The organism is Massilia forsythiae (assembly GCF_012849555.1).
In the GTDB taxonomy this organism is placed as follows: Bacteria; Pseudomonadota; Gammaproteobacteria; order Burkholderiales; family Burkholderiaceae_D; genus Telluria; species Telluria forsythiae.
The window spans coordinates 5,782,462-5,797,947 of the sequence record NZ_CP051685.1 but is presented as its reverse complement, the minus strand read 5'-3'; the positions used below and the strand labels follow the sequence as shown (position 1 = coordinate 5,797,947).

General features: G+C 68.4%; 16 protein-coding genes. 8 read left to right on the top strand and 8 right to left on the bottom strand.

The features are described 5' to 3' along the window. Positions 1 to 186: 186 nt before the first annotated feature. The 6 genes from HH212_RS24280 to mnhG are packed head-to-tail and all read left to right on the top strand — an operon-like array spanning position 187 to position 6,414. Complete coding sequence (locus HH212_RS24280; RefSeq protein WP_211172411.1) at positions 187 to 3,213, top strand: monovalent cation/H+ antiporter subunit A; 3,027 nt, start codon at positions 187 to 189, stop codon at positions 3,211 to 3,213. Beyond that, on the top strand, positions 3,213 to 3,557 hold the full coding sequence (locus HH212_RS24275) for a Na+/H+ antiporter subunit C (RefSeq protein ID WP_170204818.1): 345 nt from the start codon (positions 3,213 to 3,215) through the stop codon (positions 3,555 to 3,557). The genes HH212_RS24280 and HH212_RS24275 overlap by 1 nt, the downstream gene beginning before the upstream one ends. Beyond that, positions 3,554 to 5,233: a monovalent cation/H+ antiporter subunit D gene (locus HH212_RS24270; protein WP_255486870.1), complete on the top strand. Its 1,680-nt coding sequence runs from the start codon at positions 3,554 to 3,556 to the stop codon at positions 5,231 to 5,233. The genes HH212_RS24275 and HH212_RS24270 overlap by 4 nt, the downstream gene beginning before the upstream one ends. Further along, entirely contained in the window at positions 5,230 to 5,763 is a 534-nt protein-coding gene (locus tag HH212_RS24265; RefSeq protein ID WP_170204817.1) for a Na+/H+ antiporter subunit E, read from the top strand. The genes HH212_RS24270 and HH212_RS24265 overlap by 4 nt, the downstream gene beginning before the upstream one ends. Next, a complete protein-coding gene (locus HH212_RS24260) occupies positions 5,747 to 6,025 on the top strand; it encodes a K+/H+ antiporter subunit F (protein WP_170204816.1) in 279 nt (92 codons plus the stop codon). The genes HH212_RS24265 and HH212_RS24260 overlap by 17 nt, the downstream gene beginning before the upstream one ends. Beyond that, complete coding sequence (gene mnhG / locus HH212_RS24255; RefSeq protein WP_170204815.1) at positions 6,022 to 6,414, top strand: monovalent cation/H(+) antiporter subunit G; 393 nt, start codon at positions 6,022 to 6,024, stop codon at positions 6,412 to 6,414. The genes HH212_RS24260 and mnhG overlap by 4 nt, the downstream gene beginning before the upstream one ends. Before the next feature lie 92 nt (positions 6,415 to 6,506). Here the strand turns inward: mnhG and HH212_RS24250 are convergent, their stop codons facing one another. The 7 genes from HH212_RS24250 to HH212_RS24220 form a co-directional block, all read right to left on the bottom strand. Further along, entirely contained in the window at positions 6,507 to 6,821 is a 315-nt protein-coding gene (locus HH212_RS24250; RefSeq protein ID WP_170204814.1) for an EthD family reductase, read from the bottom strand. Positions 6,822 to 6,949: 128 nt separating this feature from the next. Continuing rightward, positions 6,950 to 7,546, bottom strand: coding sequence for a PEP-CTERM sorting domain-containing protein (locus HH212_RS27125; protein ID WP_211172410.1), 597 nt, complete (start codon positions 7,544 to 7,546; stop codon positions 6,950 to 6,952). A gap of 65 nt (positions 7,547 to 7,611) precedes the next feature. Continuing rightward, positions 7,612 to 9,954, bottom strand: coding sequence for a family 43 glycosylhydrolase (locus HH212_RS27775; RefSeq protein WP_308633226.1), 2,343 nt, complete (start codon positions 9,952 to 9,954; stop codon positions 7,612 to 7,614). Positions 9,955 to 10,124: 170 nt separating this feature from the next. Further along, positions 10,125 to 10,385, bottom strand: coding sequence for a hypothetical protein (locus HH212_RS24235; protein WP_170204813.1), 261 nt, complete (start codon positions 10,383 to 10,385; stop codon positions 10,125 to 10,127). A gap of 39 nt (positions 10,386 to 10,424) precedes the next feature. Then, entirely contained in the window at positions 10,425 to 11,672 is a 1,248-nt protein-coding gene (locus HH212_RS24230) for a DEAD/DEAH box helicase (protein ID WP_170205668.1), read from the bottom strand. 135 nt (positions 11,673 to 11,807) lie between these two features. Beyond that, positions 11,808 to 11,954: a hypothetical protein gene (locus HH212_RS24225; RefSeq protein ID WP_170204812.1), complete on the bottom strand. Its 147-nt coding sequence runs from the start codon at positions 11,952 to 11,954 to the stop codon at positions 11,808 to 11,810. Between the two features lie 70 nt (positions 11,955 to 12,024). Continuing rightward, positions 12,025 to 12,552, bottom strand: coding sequence for a hypothetical protein (locus HH212_RS24220; protein WP_170204811.1), 528 nt, complete (start codon positions 12,550 to 12,552; stop codon positions 12,025 to 12,027). A gap of 156 nt (positions 12,553 to 12,708) precedes the next feature. Here HH212_RS24220 and HH212_RS24215 point away from each other — a divergent pair, with 156 nt between their 5' ends. Then, entirely contained in the window at positions 12,709 to 14,037 is a 1,329-nt protein-coding gene (locus HH212_RS24215; RefSeq protein ID WP_170204810.1) for an NAD(P)/FAD-dependent oxidoreductase, read from the top strand. Between the two features lie 72 nt (positions 14,038 to 14,109). Here HH212_RS24215 and HH212_RS24210 read toward each other — a convergent pair whose 3' ends face one another. Continuing rightward, positions 14,110 to 14,811: a sensor histidine kinase gene (locus HH212_RS24210; RefSeq protein WP_170204809.1), complete on the bottom strand. Its 702-nt coding sequence runs from the start codon at positions 14,809 to 14,811 to the stop codon at positions 14,110 to 14,112. Positions 14,812 to 14,966: 155 nt separating this feature from the next. On the opposite strand from HH212_RS24210, the gene HH212_RS24205 reads away from it, so the two are divergent. Then, positions 14,967 to 15,455, top strand: a complete 489-nt coding sequence (locus HH212_RS24205; protein WP_170204808.1) for a hemerythrin domain-containing protein — start codon at positions 14,967 to 14,969, stop codon at positions 15,453 to 15,455. The last annotated feature ends 31 nt before the right edge of the window (positions 15,456 to 15,486 follow it).

The window sequence follows — 15,486 nt, the reverse complement described above, 5'->3', positions numbered from 1 at the left end:
TTGTCGTTATCTCACCATTCCCGCTACAGTATTGACGTTCAGGACCTCATTGGTGGATGCCATGCCCGACGATTTCATGTACCCGAAACCGCCAGGATTGTTGCTCGCAACGGCCCTGAGCCACGCCCGTGACCTGCCGCCGGCGCGCGCCGATCGGCACCGTCGCCGCCGGCGCGATTGATGCCGATGGCGTCGCCACAGCTATTCATCCTGATACTGCTGCCCTTCGTCGGCGCATTGGTCGCCGGCTGCATGCCGGCCGGCTCGCGCACGCGTCCGGCGGCGGTGGCCGGCGTTGCCACGCTGGCGGCGCTGGTGCTGGCCGTCGCCCAGTTCGGGCGTATCCGCAGCGGCGACATCCTCGCTTCGCGCGCCGCCTGGCTGCCGCAGTTCGGCCTCGACATCGTCTGGCGCATGGATGGCCTGGCCTGGCTGTTCACGATCATGGCGCTGGGCATTGGCCTGCTGGTGTTGCTGTATGCGCGCTACTACATGTCGCGCCGCGATCCGGTGGCGCGCTTCTTCGCCTACATGCTCGCCTTCATGGGGTCGATGCTGGGCGTGGTCTTGTCGGGCAATATCATTCAATTGGTCGTGTTCTGGGAACTCACCAGCCTGACCTCCTTTCTCCTGATCGGCTACTGGCAGGAACGCAGCGATGCGCGCCGCGGCGCGCGCATGGCGTTCACGGTGACGACCACCGGCGGCCTGTGCCTGCTGGCGGGCATGCTGCTGGTCGGCCACATCGCCGGCAGCTACGACCTGGATGCGGTGCTGGCGGCCGGGGAGCGCATCCGCGCGCACGCGCTGTACCCGGCGGCGCTGGTGCTGGTGGCGCTGGGCGCGCTGACCAAGAGCGCGCAGTTCCCGTTCCACTTCTGGCTGCCGCACGCGATGGCGGCGCCGACGCCGGTATCCGCCTACCTGCATTCGGCCACCATGGTCAAGGCCGGCGTGTTCCTGCTGATGCGCTTCTGGCCGGTGCTGTCGGGCGCGCCGGAGTGGCACTGGATCGTCGGCGGCGCCGGCGTCTGCACGCTGCTGCTGGCCTCGTTCTTCGCCATCTTCCAGAACGACATGAAGGGCCTGCTGGCGTATTCCACCATCAGCCACCTCGGCCTGATCACGGTGCTGCTGGGGATCGGCACGCCGCTGTCGGTGGTGGCGGCGATCTTCCATACGGTGAACCACGGGATCTTCAAGGCCTCGCTGTTCATGGCGGTGGGCATCGTCGACCACGAGACCGGCACGCGCGATATGCGCCTGCTGCGCGGCCTGCGCCACGCCATGCCGTACACGGCGGCGCTGGCGGTGGTGGCCAGCGCCGCCATGGCCGGGGTGCCGCTGCTGAACGGTTTCCTGTCGAAGGAGATGTTCTTTGCCGAGGCGGCGCTGGTGGGCGGCACCGAGGATTGGTCGATGGCGGTGGCGGCCACGCTGATGGGCATTTTCAGCGTGGCCTATTCGCTGCGCTTCATCAGCGTGTTCTTCGGCGCGCCCGCCACCGGGCGCGATCCGGAAGCATACAAGCCGCCGCACGAGCCGCCGCGCTGGATGCGCTTTCCGATCGAATGCCTGGTGGTGCTGTGCATCCTGGTCGGCATGTTTCCCGAGCGCGCGGTCGGCGCCGTGCTGGCGGTGGCCGCGCACGCGGTGCTGGGGAGCGCGCTGCCGGCCTACGACCTGGGCATCTGGCACGGGTTCAACTTGCCGCTCTTGATGAGCGTCGTGGCGCTGGCCGGCGGCGTGGTCTTGTATGTGCTGCTGCGCCGCCATGCCAACCTGCGCCAGCGCACCGACGTGCCGCTGCTGCACCGCATGCAGGGCGCGCAAGCCTACGAAAACACGATGTCCGCGCTGGGCACCGCGGCCGACCGCCTGATGCGGCGCGCCGGCACGCGCCGCCTGCAGCCGCAACTGCGCGCCGTGGTGCTGCTGATGGTTGCAAGCCCGCTCCTGCTGGCGCGGCCGTGGGAAAGCCTGCCGCCCTGGCCGGCCATCGGTGCGGACGCCATCGACCTGCCGTTCGCGCTGCTGTGGCTGATCGGCGCCGCCTGCGCGCTCATGGCGGCGCACAAGGCGAAATACCACCGGCTGGCGGCGCTGGTCCTGGTGGGCGGCACCGGCATCGTCACCAGCATCACTTTCCTGTGGCTGTCGGCGCCGGACTTGGCGCTGACCCAGCTGATGGTGGAGACCGTGACCACGGTGCTGGTGCTGCTCGGCCTGCGCTGGCTGCCGCCGCGGCGCCAGCCGCGCGCATTGATGGGCCGGCCGCCGGCGTCAACCCGCTGGCGGCGCGCGCGCGACGCCACGCTGGCGCTGGCCGGCGGCCTCGGCCTGGCCGCCGCCAGCTACACCGTGCTGACGCGCGCCCCGGCCGACACCATCAGCGGCTTCTACGTGCTGCGCGCCTTGAGCGAGGGCGGCGGCGCCAACGTGGTCAACGTGCTGCTGGTCGACTTCCGCGGCTTCGACACCATGGGCGAGATCACCGTGCTGGGCGCGGTGGCGCTGACGGTGTATGCGCTGCTGCGCCGCTTCCGCCCGGCGCCGGAGAGCGTCGCGATTCCCGTGCAGCAGGCCAGCGACGTCGATCCGGCGGTGGCGCAGTCGCCGGCGCGGCAGGCGAATGGCGGCTACCTGGCGGTGCCGGCGGTGTACCTGCGCCTGCTGCTGCCGGTGATGGGCATCGTCGCCGCCTACTTCTTCATGCGCGGCCACAACCTGCCGGGCGGCGGCTTCGTCGCCGGGCTGATCTTCGCCACCGCGATCATCGTGCAGTACATGGTGGCCGGCACCGACTGGGTCGAATCGCACTTGCGCCTGCGCCCGCACCGCTGGATCGCCTGGGGCCTGGCCACCGCCTGCGCCACCGGCCTGGGCGCGTGGCTGTTGGGCTACCCGTTCCTGACCAGCCACACGGCGCACCTGGCGCTGCCGCTGCTGGGCCGGGTGCACGTGCCCAGCGCTTTCGTCTTCGACCTGGGCGTGTTCCTGGTGGTGGTCGGCGCTACCATGCTGATCCTGGTGGCGCTGGCGCACCAGTCGCTGCGCAGCCACCGCATGCCCGCGGCCGCGCGCGCCGCCGCCCTCGCGGCCGCTGCTGCGCCGGTAGCCGCGCTGGCCTCCGCCGGCGCAGCCGCCGCGCCCGCCGCACCCGCCGTACCGTTACCGCCGGCGGCGCTGCCGCCGGCCAAGGAGATCCCCTGATGAACATCGTGCTCGCCCTGGCGACCGGCATCGTGTTCGGCGCCGGCATCTGGCTGGTGCTGCGCCCGCGCAGCTTCCAGGTGCTGTGCGGCCTGATGCTGATGTCGTACGCCGTCAACCTGTTCATCTTCGCCATGGGCAGGCTGCGCGTCGACCGCGCGCCGCTGACGCCGGCCGGCAGCGCCCCCGACCCGGCCGCGCTGGCCGATCCGCTGCCGCAGGCGCTGGTGCTGACCGCCATCGTGATCGGCTTCGCCACCACCGCGCTGTATCTGGTGGTGATGATCGGCGCGCGCGGCCTCACCGGCACCGACCACGTCGACGGCGAGGAGCCCCAGCCTTGACCGCGACGCTCCCGACCCTCCACGCGCTGCCCTGGCTGCAGCACCTGATGCTGGCGCCGGTCCTGCTGCCGCTGCTGTGCGGCGCGGCGCTGGCGCCGCTCACGCGCGGGCGCCACCGCCTCAAGTTCGCGCTCGGCTACGCCTCGATCCTGGCGCAGCTGGCGGCGGCGCTGGTGCTGGGCGCGATGGCCGATGGCGGCTACTGGGAAGACGGCATCGGCGTCTACCTGGCCGCCAACTGGGCGGCGCCGTTCGGCATCGCGCTGGTGGCCGACCGCCTGGCGGCGCTGATGCTGGTGTTGACGGCGCTGCTGGCGCTGGCGGCGCTGCACTTCGCCATGCTGCGCTGGGAACGCATCGGCGTGCATTTCCACACGCTGTTCCAGTTCCTGCTGATGGGCCTGAACGGCGCTTTTCTGACCCACGACCTGTTCAACCTGTTCGTGTTCTTCGAAGTGATGCTGGCGGCCTCGTACGGCCTGGTGCTGCACGGCTACAACGCCCAGCGCCTGCGCGCCAGCATGCAGTACATCGCCCTCAACCTGGCGGCGGCGATGCTGTTCCTGATCGGCACCGCGCTGCTCTACGCCGCCACCGGCACGCTCAACATGGCCGACCTGGCCTGGCGCATCGCCGCTATGGCCGGCGCGGGCGACAGTGCGGACCTGAGCCTGGTGCACGCCGGCGCCGCCATCCTGGTGCTGGCATTCTTGATCAAGAGCGCGATGTGGCCGCTGGGCTTCTGGCTGCCGACCACCTATGCCGCCGCCTCGCCGCCGGTGGCCGCCATGCTGGTGCTGATGACCAAGGTCGGCGTGGTCGTGATCCTGCGCCTGTGGCTCTTGCTGTTCCCGGCCGGCGCTGCCGGCGGCTTCGCCTACGACGCGCTGCTGTGGGGCGGCATGGCCACCATCGTGTTCGGCGCCGCCGGCATGCTGTCCACCGGCAGCGCCGGGCGCATGGCCGGCTACGCCGCCACGGTGTCGTCCGGCACGCTGTTGGCGGTGGTCGGCTACGGCCAGGCCTCGCTGGTGACCGCCGGCCTGTTCTACCTGATCGGCTCGACGCTGGCGGTGGCCGCCTTGCTGCTGCTGCTGGAACTGGTCGACCGCATCCGCACGCCGGGCGCGGCGCTGCTGGCGGTGACCATGGAAGCCTGGGTGGTCGAGGATAAGCCGGACGAGCCGGTGGGGCAGGGCGTGCCGGCGGCGCTGGCCTTCCTCGCCGTTTCCTTCGCCGCCTGCGCGCTGATGATCGCCGGGCTGCCGCCGCTGTCCGGCTTCGTCGCCAAGTTCGGCATGTTCCACGCCTTGCTCAACCCGCCGGCGCCGGGCGCGGCGATAGCGGCCCCCGGCTGGACCCTGATGGCGCTGGTGTTCGGCTCCGGGCTGGTGGCGATCGTCGCGATGATGCGCTTCGGCGTGCGCACCTTCTGGACCAGCGCCAAGCTGGCGCCGCCCAGGCTGCACCGCTCGGAAGTGCTGCCGGTGCTGTTCTTGCTCGGGCTGTCCGCCCTGATGACGGTGCAGGCCGGGCCGCTGTTCGGCTACCTGGGCCGCGCCAGCGACGGCATCCACCGGCCCGGGGACTACATCGCGCGGGTGCTGCGCGAACCGGCGGTGGCGGCGCCGCCCCCTGCGACGGCATCCGCCGCCGGCCTCGCGGAGGCGCCATGACGCGCTGGCTGCCGTTCCCCATCGTCTCGCTCGGCCTGTGCGCGCTGTGGCTGCTGCTCAACCAGAGCGCGGCGCCGGCCGACCTGCTGCCGGGCGCCGCCCTCGGCATCGCTGCGCCGCTGCTGGCGCGCAAGCTGCAGCCGCTCGGCTATCCGCGCCTGCGCCGCCCGCTGGTGGCGCTGCGCTTGCTGGCGTTCGCGGCGGTCGAGGTGGTGCGTTCCTGCTTCAACGTGTGCCGCGTGATCCTGTTCGCCGACTACGCCACCGTGAATTCGCAGTTCATCCGCGTCCCGCTGGCGATGCGCGACCCGTACGGCCTGGCGGCGCTATCCTGCCTGATCAACATGACGCCGGGCACCGTCTGGGTCGAGATCCTGGAAGAGCGCCACGAACTGGCGCTGCACGTGTTCGACCTGCACGACGCCGACTGGTGGCGCCACACCATCCGCACGAAATACGAGCAGCCGCTGATGGAGATCTTCGAAACCCCGACCGTGAAACAGGAGGCCCGCGATGGCGACCCTGCTTGAACTGGCGATCGTCTACGCGCTGGTGTGCGTGGTGGCCGCCATGCTGCTGTGCACCGCGCGCCTCTTGATCGGCCCCTCGGCGCACGACCGCGTGCTGGCGCTGGACACGCTGTGGATGTGCGGCATGCTGCTGGCGCTGGTGCTCGGCATCCGCTTCGGCTCGCAGCTGTACTTCGAGGCGGCGATGCTGATCGCGCTGGTCGGCTTCGTCTCGACGGTGGCCATCGCCAAGTTCCTGATGCGCGGCGAGGTGATCGAATGAGCGCGCTCGGATTGGCCGTGGACCCGGCCGCATTGCCGGCCTGGGCGGCGCTGGCGGCGGCGCTGCTGCTGGCGCTGGGCGCCACCATCGTCCTGATCGGCGCGCTCGGTCTGCTGCGCCTGCGCACCTTCTACCAGCGCATCCACGGGCCGGCGATCGCGGTCACGCTCGGCGCCGGCAGCGTGCTGCTGGCGTCGATGGTCTACTTCACCGCATCGCAGTCGCGCCCCGTGGTGCACGAGCTGATCATCGCCGCGTTCCTGCTGGCGACGGCGCCGGTGGTGTCGATGCTGGTGATGCGCGCGGCGGTGTACCGCGACCTGCGCGCGCGCAAGCGCGAGGCGGGGGCGACGGCGGGGGAGGTGTATACCATCCCCGACGAAGAATGAACGCGGCGCTGGCCGACGCGGGATTGCGTGGCCTGGCAGATGGCAGTGCTTCAGGAGGCGCGTAGAGTCGCGCTGTGCGCAAGCCGTCCGGCTCAGCCGACCAGCACTTCGCTGACCTGGATCACCGGCTTCTGGTTGGTAAAGTGCGGAATGTCGCCCATGATCTCGTCCGTGTGCGGCCCGAAGCCGGCTTGGAAATCGGCGACCGACTCGCAGAACAGATGGCCCATGGCGATGTAGGGCGTGCTGGCGCCTGGCACGCCGGTGGCAATCACGTTGTCGACGGTGTAGCGCTTGCAGGTGTCGCCCATCAACTGCTTCACCATCGGCATGTGCTTGTCGCAATAATAGGCCTGGTCGAAACGGGCGTCCGGGCCGTTGGGATACATGACGCTTACCTTGATCATCGTTGTTCTCCTGGTTGCGGTTGGCTGAAGAATACCGGCCCATCGTGCCCCGATGAGCGCCGCATTGCAAGCGGCGCGCCGCTTGCCTTGCAGCCTGGCGCGCACCATGCCGGCCGGCGCCGGCATTGTCAGGCCGCCGGCCGCCGGCGCCGGCGCACCGAGACCAGCCCGGCCAGCGCGGTGCCGAACAGCGCCAGCGAGGCCGGCTCCGGCACCGTGAACTCGTCCATCGCCCACTGCGTGCCGCTGCTGTTGTAGATCACCAGCGTGTCGATGCCGGACCAGCCGAGCCCCACCCACACCGGGGTCGCGGGGTCGATCACCCAGGCCGTGTCGGTCGAGTACAGCAGGGCGCCGTCGCGCCAGCCTTCGAACGCCAGTTCCTGGTCGAGCCAGGCCGAGGTGAACCAAGCGCCGGCGAAATCGAAGACGCCGCCGCCGGTCCGGGAGACCGCCGCCGTGGCGCCGCCGAGGTTGTAGGCGACGTTGCCGGGCGAGACCGCGCCGGCGGCGTAGCCGCTGCCCGGATAGGCATCGGCGCCCACCACGCCGATGTTGTCCCAGTCGAAGCCGCCGTAGCCGGCGGCGATCGGGGATTCGTCGCCCGCCAGGTCGTCGAACGAGATCACGCCGGCGGAAGCGGCGGCGCAGGCGCAGCCCAGCAGCAGCGCCAGCAGCGCCTGTTTCACACCCGTATTCATCTTCATGTCCATCCTTTTGTTCATATCGTTTTCCTCGGACGCCGGATGCCCGCGTGGGCCGTCCGGCGCATGCGCTGCAGGATGCGGGTTCAATGCGCCAGGCCGGCGACTTCGGCGTCGCTCAGTGCCTTGCCATAGATGCGCAGTTCGTCCATCGAGCCTTTGTAGGGCGCGTCCCACCAGTTCACGCCCAGCGCAAAGGTGCCGGCGGCGGTCGTGAACACATTCGGGAAATTCACGCCCGAAAAGCGCTTGACGCCGTTCACGTATACGGCGACGGCGCCGTTATTGACGCTGAACGCCAGGTGCGACCATTGCCCGACCGGGATGTTCATGCCGAGTCCTGCGTCGTACCAGGTCGTGCCCGACCACAGCATCGAGGCGCCGTTGACGAAGTTGTGGCCCATCGGCAGCAGGCTGACCCAGGCGTCGCCGTTGCGCGCGCCGAAGAAGGTCGGGGAGAACGCGGTCAGTTGCGCCGGTTTCAGCCACAGCGACACGGTGTAGCTGTTGGTCGAGATCAGGCCGTTCGGCAAGCGCACGCCGGTGGCGCCGTTGAACACGGCGGCGCGGCCCTTGACGCCGGTCTCGTAGCCGAGGCTGCCGCCGGCGACGTCGATCTTGCTGCCGACCACGGTGCCGGCGCCGAACACGCCGTTCGAATCGGCCAGGTTGCCGTCGAACGCGTACCAGGCCAGCAGGCCGCCGACCTTGCGCACGGTGACGCTGAAGGTTTTGACCACCGTGGTATTGCCCTTGGCGATGGTGGCGGTGAGCGTGACCGTGACGTCGCCGTTGCCCGGCGCCGTGACCACGCCGGTATTGCTCAGCACCGCCGGGTTGGACGAGGTCCAGTTGATGGTCGCGCCGCGCGTGCCGCTGGTCGGCAGCGCCAGGTTGCCGGTGACGGCGCCCGTGTTGCCCAGGCTGAGTTCGGCGTACACGGCGTTCACCACTTGCGCGTCGGTCTTCGGCAGCAGGCGGCTGCCGAACACGGCGATGCCTTCGCGCGCCAGCGCCGAGAAGGTCATCACGTAGCTCTTCGACGTCTCGTCCCACTCGCTGACGAACACGCCCTTGTAGGTGGATGCGCCGGGTACATTGAGCTCGACCTGGTTGCTGCCCACCAGCGCCCAGGTGCCTGCCAGCGCGCCGCTGACCGTGCCGTTGTTGTTGAGGGTGATCGATACCGGCTTCTTGATCGCGGCCGTGATGTCCTTGCCGTGGTTGACCAGCAGGTAGTCGCCGGTGACGAATTCGCGCCGCACGCCCGCCAGGGTTTCGTTGGTGTTGCGATAGGGCGCCACCACCGGCCAGCCGTCGGCATTCATGAACATCTGGTGCACGCGGATCTCGTGCTGTTCGCCGCGTTCCGGGAAGCGCGTGTGGAAGATCAGGAAGTGCTTGCCGGTGGCGGCGTCGTAGTACGCCGAGTTGTGGCCCGGCGAGACGTAGCCGGTGCCGATGCCGCTGCCGGCGTCGCCCAGCTTGCGCTCGAACAGGAAGTTGCCCATCAATTTGACGCCGTAGGGCGCGATCGAGGCGTCGTCGAACAGCGGCTTGGTCGGATCGGCCTTCACCTTGGCCATGTCGTTACCCTGGGCATCGAGGTAGGGGCCGTCCGGGCTGGTCGAGCGCGCCACGCGGATGTTGTAGCCGCCGGCCGCATCCAGCCCGCCGAACGAGGTGAACAGGTAGTAGTAGGCGGTGGCCGGGCTGTACATCACGTAGGCGCCCTCGATACGGCTGTGGTTGCCGCCGATCAGGCGCTTGCCGTAGCCCTGGCCCGCGTACGGCATGCCGTTGGCCGGGTTCATCTGCATGATGAAGATGCCGCCGGAGTAGGAACCGTAGACCATCCACAGCTTGCCGCCGTTGTCGAAGAACACGGCCGGGTCGACCGTGTTCGGGTGTTTCAAGGCATCGTAGACGGTGCCGTCGTAGCTGGCCTGGCCCCACATGCCGGACTTCAGGATGATGCCCTTGTTGACGTACGGCCCCTCGACCTTGCCGGCGACGGCGACGCCCAGCGCCGACAGCGGCGAATCGCCCTTGCAGGCGTTGTAGTACATGTAGAACTTGCCGTCCGCCAGCTGGCGCACGTCCGGCGCCCACAGCGTGTTCGACTGTGCCCAGGCAAAGGTCTCCGCCAGTTCGGTGTACACGTTCGACGCGCCGTTCAGGAACAGCGGATTGGTGGCGCTGACGCTGTCGGTCAGCTGCTGCCAGTTCATCAAGTCCTTCGACCTGGCCGAGGCCAGGTGCGAACCGAACACGTAGAAGGTGTCGCCGACCTTGATTACCGAAGGATCGTGCACGGACGCGTTCTGGAAGGAGGGTTGCGTGAAGCCGGCCTGGGCATGGGCGTTCGCGGCCACGAATGACGCGGCCGCGGCGGCGCATGTCATCCAGCGTGACAAGTTCTTGTTCAATTGTGGTCTCCGTGATGGGCGCTGGTGTTGGCGCCGTTATTGTTCGAACGGGCATCATCCCGATGCGGCCGGTGCGCCGATCGGATGCCGATGTGCCTGTTCGTTGCGGAGAATGCGCGTGTTTTGAAAGTTTTGCAACGGGCCGGATTTGGCCTGCCGGCATTGAAAAATTACTCAGGGAAATCGATGTTTGTCTGAATAAAAGCTGCGATTCCAAAATGGCGCGGCTTTTTCGATAAACGGACTTTATCGATATGACGCCGCTGCCGGCGATAACCGTTTTGTTGGGCAAGCCATGCCTGGCCGAAAAAAAGATATCGATCGCGGCCTCTGGAGAGCGCGAAACCGCGAAAAATATTTTTCTTATTGTGTGGCGGCGGCGCCGCTGGCGGGCGCCGGCTTGGCCGTACGGCGCCGCGCAAGATCGCCATGGCAATGCGCAGCAGCGCTGCCGAAGCGCCAGGACCGGATCAGCGCCGGAAGCGCACGTCCTCGCTCACCACCTGCGCATCGCCCTTCGGCTTCTTCGGCTTTTTCGGTTTCTTGACGACCTGGCCGCCGGCATTGGTCTGCGGCACCCGGTGTTCCGGCGCGAAGCCGTCTTCTTCCTGGCGCGGCAGCGTCTGCCCGGTCAGCGCCTCGATCGCGGCCAGCTGCTGCACCTCGTCGGCGCAGACCAGTGACACCGCTTCGCCCGAGGCGCCGGCGCGTCCGGTGCGGCCGCTGCGGTGCACGTAATCCTCGGCCACGATCGGCAGGTCGACGTTCACCACCACCGGCAGGTTGTCGATGTCGAGGCCGCGCGCGGCGACGTCGGTGGCGACCAGCACATCCACCTCGCCGGCCTTGAAGCGTTCCAGCGCGCGCAGGCGCGCCGGCTGCGGCTTGTCGCCGTGGATCGAATCCGCATTGATGCACTTGGCGGCCAGCAGCTCGACCAGGGCGTCCACGCCCTTGCGCGTCTTGACGAAGGCCAGCACCTGGGGCCAGCGGTGGCGTCTCAAGAGATGCAGGAACAGCTCTGGCTTGCGCTTCTTGTCGACCGGGACGACCCACTGGCGGATCGCCTTGACGGTGGTGTTGCGCGGCGTGGCCTCGATGCCGACCGGGTCGTCCAGCAGCTTGGCGGCCATGGCGCGGATCGGGTCGGAAAAGGTGGCCGAGAACAGCAGCGTCTGGCGCCGCTTGGGCAACAGCGCGAACAGCTTGTCGAGGTCGCGCGCGAAGCCGAGGTCGAGCATGCGGTCGGCCTCGTCCAGCACCAGCGCCTGCACCGCATCGAAGCGCACCGCGTTCTGGCGCTGCAGGTCGAGCAGGCGGCCGGGCGTGGCCACCAGCACATCCACGCCCTTGCGCAGGCGCATCATCTGCGGGTTGATGCTGACGCCGCCGTAGGCCACCATGGTGCGCAGCGGCAGGCCGGCGCCGTAGGCCTTGACACTGTCGTGCACCTGCTCGGCCAGTTCGCGGGTCGGCACCAGCACCAGGCTGCGCGCGCCGTTGCTGGGCGCCTGGGCGCCTTCCAGCGCCAGGCGCTGCAGCAGCGGCAGGGCGAAGGCGGCGGTCTTGCCGGTGCCGGTCTGGGCGGCGGCCATCACGTCGCGCCCGGCCAGCACGGCGGGAATGGCTTGCGACTGGACCGCGGTGGGGGAGGTGTACGACAGCGAGACGAGGGTGCGCGTGATCTGGTCGATCAGGCCGAGCGAAGCGAACGACATGGGCGGCAAGGGATTTGGTAGAAGGAAAAGGCGACAGTGTACCCCGTCGCCTGCGCCCATGCCGTGGCAGGCGATGCCGGGCCGGCCGGGCGCGCATGGCGCTCGGACCGGATGCGGGCAGCGGCCTGGCGCGGATCAGGCCAGGCCGGCAGGCTCGGCGGGCGTGGACGCCGCGGCGAGCGCGGCGACGGTCGGCTTGACCGGCTCCCTGCGGTCTTGGCACGCCACGGACAGCAGGCAGGCCGCGACGACCAGGCCCCAGCGGATCGGATGCTTGTGCATGATGATGTCCTCCTTGCAGGCATCCTAGCGCAGCGGGCGCATGGCGGGCGCACGCTCGGCGCCTGCTGCCTCAGAAGCGGTAGCCCAGGTTGGCGCGCAGCACCGGATACACCTTGACGCCGTCGACGTCGCGGCGCAGGCGCACCTGCTCGGCGGCCACGTCCCGGGCCAGCGCGGTGCAGAACGCCTGCGAGGTGGTGCAGCCGACGCTGGCCAGCTTGACGTTCGGGTTGCCCTGGTAGAAGAAGCCGAGATCGGTGTTCACGCTCCAGCGGCTGCCCGGCGCCAGCGCATTGCCCCAGCCGATGCCGAGATAGGGTGCGGCCTTGCGGTAGTCGATGCGGCCGCTCAGGATGCCGACGTCGGCGCTGGCGTAGCTGGTGCCGTTGAGCGTGTACTTGCCCAGCTGGTTGGGATTGGCGCGGACGTCGCCCTGGTTGCCGTTGTAGACCAGGCCGCCGGTCAGGCGGAACGGGCTGCCTTCGCGCAGGTACCAGTCGAACAGGATGTCGAACGTCTGCAGCTTGCCCTTGACCTGGTAGTCGATGCCGTTCGAGGTCTTGTCGAAGTCGCGACGCCATACATATCGGGTTTCCATGTGGAATTTGTTGCTTTTGCGCCAGACGATCGAGCACACTTTTGCTGCAACGCACAAGACCGATATTTCTTTGCTAAACTCTGCGGTGATTCGGTTGCCGTGGCGTGCATCGGTGCACGCAGCCCATGGTAGCCAGCATGATATTTGGAGAAAAGTTTGCAAAGTAAGATCGTGATTGTCGGCGGCGGTGCGGGCGGGCTGGAACTGGCCTGCAAGCTGGGCCGCAAGCTGGGCCGGGAAAACGTGATGCTGGTGGACAGCCGGCTGTACCACGTATGGAAACCCTCGCTGCACGAAGTGGCGGCGGGCACGCTGGACATCCACCAGGAAGGCCTGTCCTACCAGATGCTGGCGCACGACCGCGGCTTCACCTTCGTGTACGGCGCCATGACCGCGCTCGACGCGGCGGCCAGGCGCCTGACGGTGGCGGCGGTGGGGGCCGCCGACGGCGAGGAAGTCATCCCGGAGCGCAGCATCGGTTACGAATCGCTGGTGATCGCGGTGGGCAGCACCTCGAACTACTTCGGCGTGCCCGGCGCGCGCGAAAACACGATCTCGCTGAACGCTACCGAGGATGCCGAGCGCTTCCGCCTGCGTTTGCTGCGCCTGCTGACCCAGGTCGAGCTGGACAAGGAAAAGAGTGGGGCAGGGGTGACCTCGGCCGGCGCAGGCGCGCGCACAGGCCTGGACATCGTGATCATCGGCGGCGGCGCCACCGGCGTCGAGCTGGCGGCCGAGCTGCGCGAAGCCTCGGGCGTGTACGCCGCCTACGGCTTCAACCGCCTGCAGGTGCAGCGCGACGTGCGCATCACCCTGATCGAGGGCGCGCCGCGCATCCTGGCGCCGCTGCCGGAACGCGTCTCGGGCGCGGCGCTGCGCCTGCTGGAGCAGCGCGCCATCAAGGTGGTGACCGATTGCCGCGTCAGCAGCATCGACCGCCACCACGTCAGCGACAGCCAGGGCAACGTCTATCCGTCCGACCTGTGCGTGTGGGCGGCCGGCATCCGCGCGCCGGAATTCCTCGGTTCGCTCGGCCTGCCGACCACCAGGGGCGGCCAGCTCGACGTCGACGCCCACCTGCGTGTGAAGGGCGTGGCGGGCGTGTATGCGCTGGGCGATTGCGCCGCCTGCTTCGACGGCGACGGCAAGCCGGTGCCGCCGCGCGCCCAGGCCGCGCACCAGCAGGCCGACTACCTCTTGACCACCTTCATGAACATGGCCAGCGGTCATGCGCCGCAAAAGAAGCCCTACGTCTACCGCGACTACGGTTCGCTGGTGTCGATCGGCCACCAGACCACGGTCGGCAGCCTGATGGGTTCGCTGCGCGGGGCCAGCTGGTTCGTGGAAGGGTTCATGGCGCGCATCATGTACCTGAGCCTGCACCTGCTGCACCACAAGGCGGTGCTGGGACCGGTGCGCACCGGCGTGATGGCGACCGCGCGTTTCCTGATCCGCCGCACCACGCCGCTGGTCAAGCTGCATTGATGCGGCCGGCCGGCTTGCCCCCATGGCAAGCCGGTCACGGTCGAATCATTGGTATTTTCGAAACAGGGTCCGTCAATCCTGCTTCGGCAGGATCAGCAGCAGGGCCGAGCCGCCCTCCAGGCCGGGCCGCAGCGTCAGCGTGCCGTTCAGCACGCGCGCACGTTCGCGCAGCAGGCGCAGGCCGTGGCGCTCGAGCGGCGCATCCGGCGTTTGCGGACCCTTGCCGTTGTCGCGTACCGTGAGCATGGCCTGGTCGCCGTCGTCGTCCAGGATGACGTCCACCTCGGTGGCGCCGGCGTGCGCCAGCACGTTGCGCAAGCCTTCCTCGACCGTGCGCAGCAGGGCCACGCCCTGGGCGCGCGAATACGGCGGATCTTCATCCGGCAGGCTGATGCGCGCCTTGAGGCCGTGTTCGCGGCCCCATTCGCTCACCAGTTCGGCGATCGCCGCCTTCGGTCCCAGGAATTCCAGCTTGTCGTTCCACAGCGCCAACTGCATGTTGCGGTTGGTTTCGATGATGTTGTTCAGCAACTGTTTCATCTGCGCGGCGCGGTCGCGCTGCGGCTGTTCCTTCAGGTGCTGCGACAGCAACGCCAGGTGCATGGTCAGCGCCGTCATCGACGAGCCGAGGCTGTCGTGTAGCTTGCGCGCCAGCTGGCGCCGCTCGTCGTCCCAGCACGTGGTCATGTGACCGAGCAGCTCGGCGAGCTCGGCGGCACGTGTCTCCAGACGCTCGCCGTCGGGATCGGGTGGTTGAGATGGTGGAACTTTCATGAAAGCAACCAATTTATGTTTCCTCGGATGATACAACAGCTTGGACCGCGATGGCGCGCAAGAACATGGCAGTGTGTGTTGCCGAACGGTCCATACCCCGGTTTCGCGCCAAGCTGAAACCTCTTACACAGATGAAATCAACAAGGGGGAATACCATGAGCGCGAAAGACAAGAACGCACAGGACAAGCATGCCAAGGACGCCGTCGCCATGCTGACCGCGCAGCACCGCGAGGTCTCCGGCATGTTCAAGCAGTTCGAGGATCTGGGCGACAATGCCAAGGCCGGCAAGCAGGAACTGGCCGCGCGTATCTGCGAAGCCCTGATCCTGCACACGGCGATCGAAGAGGAAATCTTCTATCCGGCCGTGCGCGAAGCGGCCAAGGAGGGCGACGACATGATCGACGAGGCGACGGTGGAGCACGCTTCCGCCAAGGAACTGATCCAGCAATTGCTGGACATGGACCCGGACGACGACCTGTTCGACGCCAAGGTCAAGGTGCTGGGCGAACAGATCGACCACCACGTCGAGGAAGAGGAAGAAGAAATGTTCCCGCGGGCAAAGAAGGCCGGCCTGGACCTGGTCGCACTGGGCCAGCAGATGGCGCAGCGCCAGCAGTCGCTGCAGGCGTCGGCAGCGGCCTGACGCGCATCCGCGGCGGCGCCGCGCCGCCCGC

What these genes read in the sequence shown, in the direction of transcription:
- HH212_RS24280 (WP_211172411.1), top strand. Translation starts at nt 187, where the DNA reads ATGGCGTCGCCACAGCTATTCATCCTGATACTGCTGCCCTTCGTCGGC.
- HH212_RS24275 (WP_170204818.1), top strand. Translation starts at nt 3,213, where the DNA reads ATGAACATCGTGCTCGCCCTGGCGACCGGCATCGTGTTCGGCGCCGGC.
- HH212_RS24265 (WP_170204817.1), top strand. Translation starts at nt 5,230, where the DNA reads ATGACGCGCTGGCTGCCGTTCCCCATCGTCTCGCTCGGCCTGTGCGCG.
- HH212_RS24260 (WP_170204816.1), top strand. Translation starts at nt 5,747, where the DNA reads ATGGCGACCCTGCTTGAACTGGCGATCGTCTACGCGCTGGTGTGCGTG.
- mnhG (WP_170204815.1), top strand. Translation starts at nt 6,022, where the DNA reads ATGAGCGCGCTCGGATTGGCCGTGGACCCGGCCGCATTGCCGGCCTGG.
- HH212_RS24250 (WP_170204814.1), bottom strand. Translation starts at nt 6,821, where the DNA reads ATGATCAAGGTAAGCGTCATGTATCCCAACGGCCCGGACGCCCGTTTC.
- HH212_RS27125 (WP_211172410.1), bottom strand. Translation starts at nt 7,546, where the DNA reads ATGAACAAAAGGATGGACATGAAGATGAATACGGGTGTGAAACAGGCG.
- HH212_RS24235 (WP_170204813.1), bottom strand. Translation starts at nt 10,385, where the DNA reads ATGGCGATCTTGCGCGGCGCCGTACGGCCAAGCCGGCGCCCGCCAGCG.
- HH212_RS24230 (WP_170205668.1), bottom strand. Translation starts at nt 11,672, where the DNA reads ATGTCGTTCGCTTCGCTCGGCCTGATCGACCAGATCACGCGCACCCTC.
- HH212_RS24225 (WP_170204812.1), bottom strand. Translation starts at nt 11,954, where the DNA reads ATGCACAAGCATCCGATCCGCTGGGGCCTGGTCGTCGCGGCCTGCCTG.
- HH212_RS24220 (WP_170204811.1), bottom strand. Translation starts at nt 12,552, where the DNA reads ATGGAAACCCGATATGTATGGCGTCGCGACTTCGACAAGACCTCGAAC.
- HH212_RS24210 (WP_170204809.1), bottom strand. Translation starts at nt 14,811, where the DNA reads ATGAAAGTTCCACCATCTCAACCACCCGATCCCGACGGCGAGCGTCTG.
- HH212_RS24205 (WP_170204808.1), top strand. Translation starts at nt 14,967, where the DNA reads ATGAGCGCGAAAGACAAGAACGCACAGGACAAGCATGCCAAGGACGCC.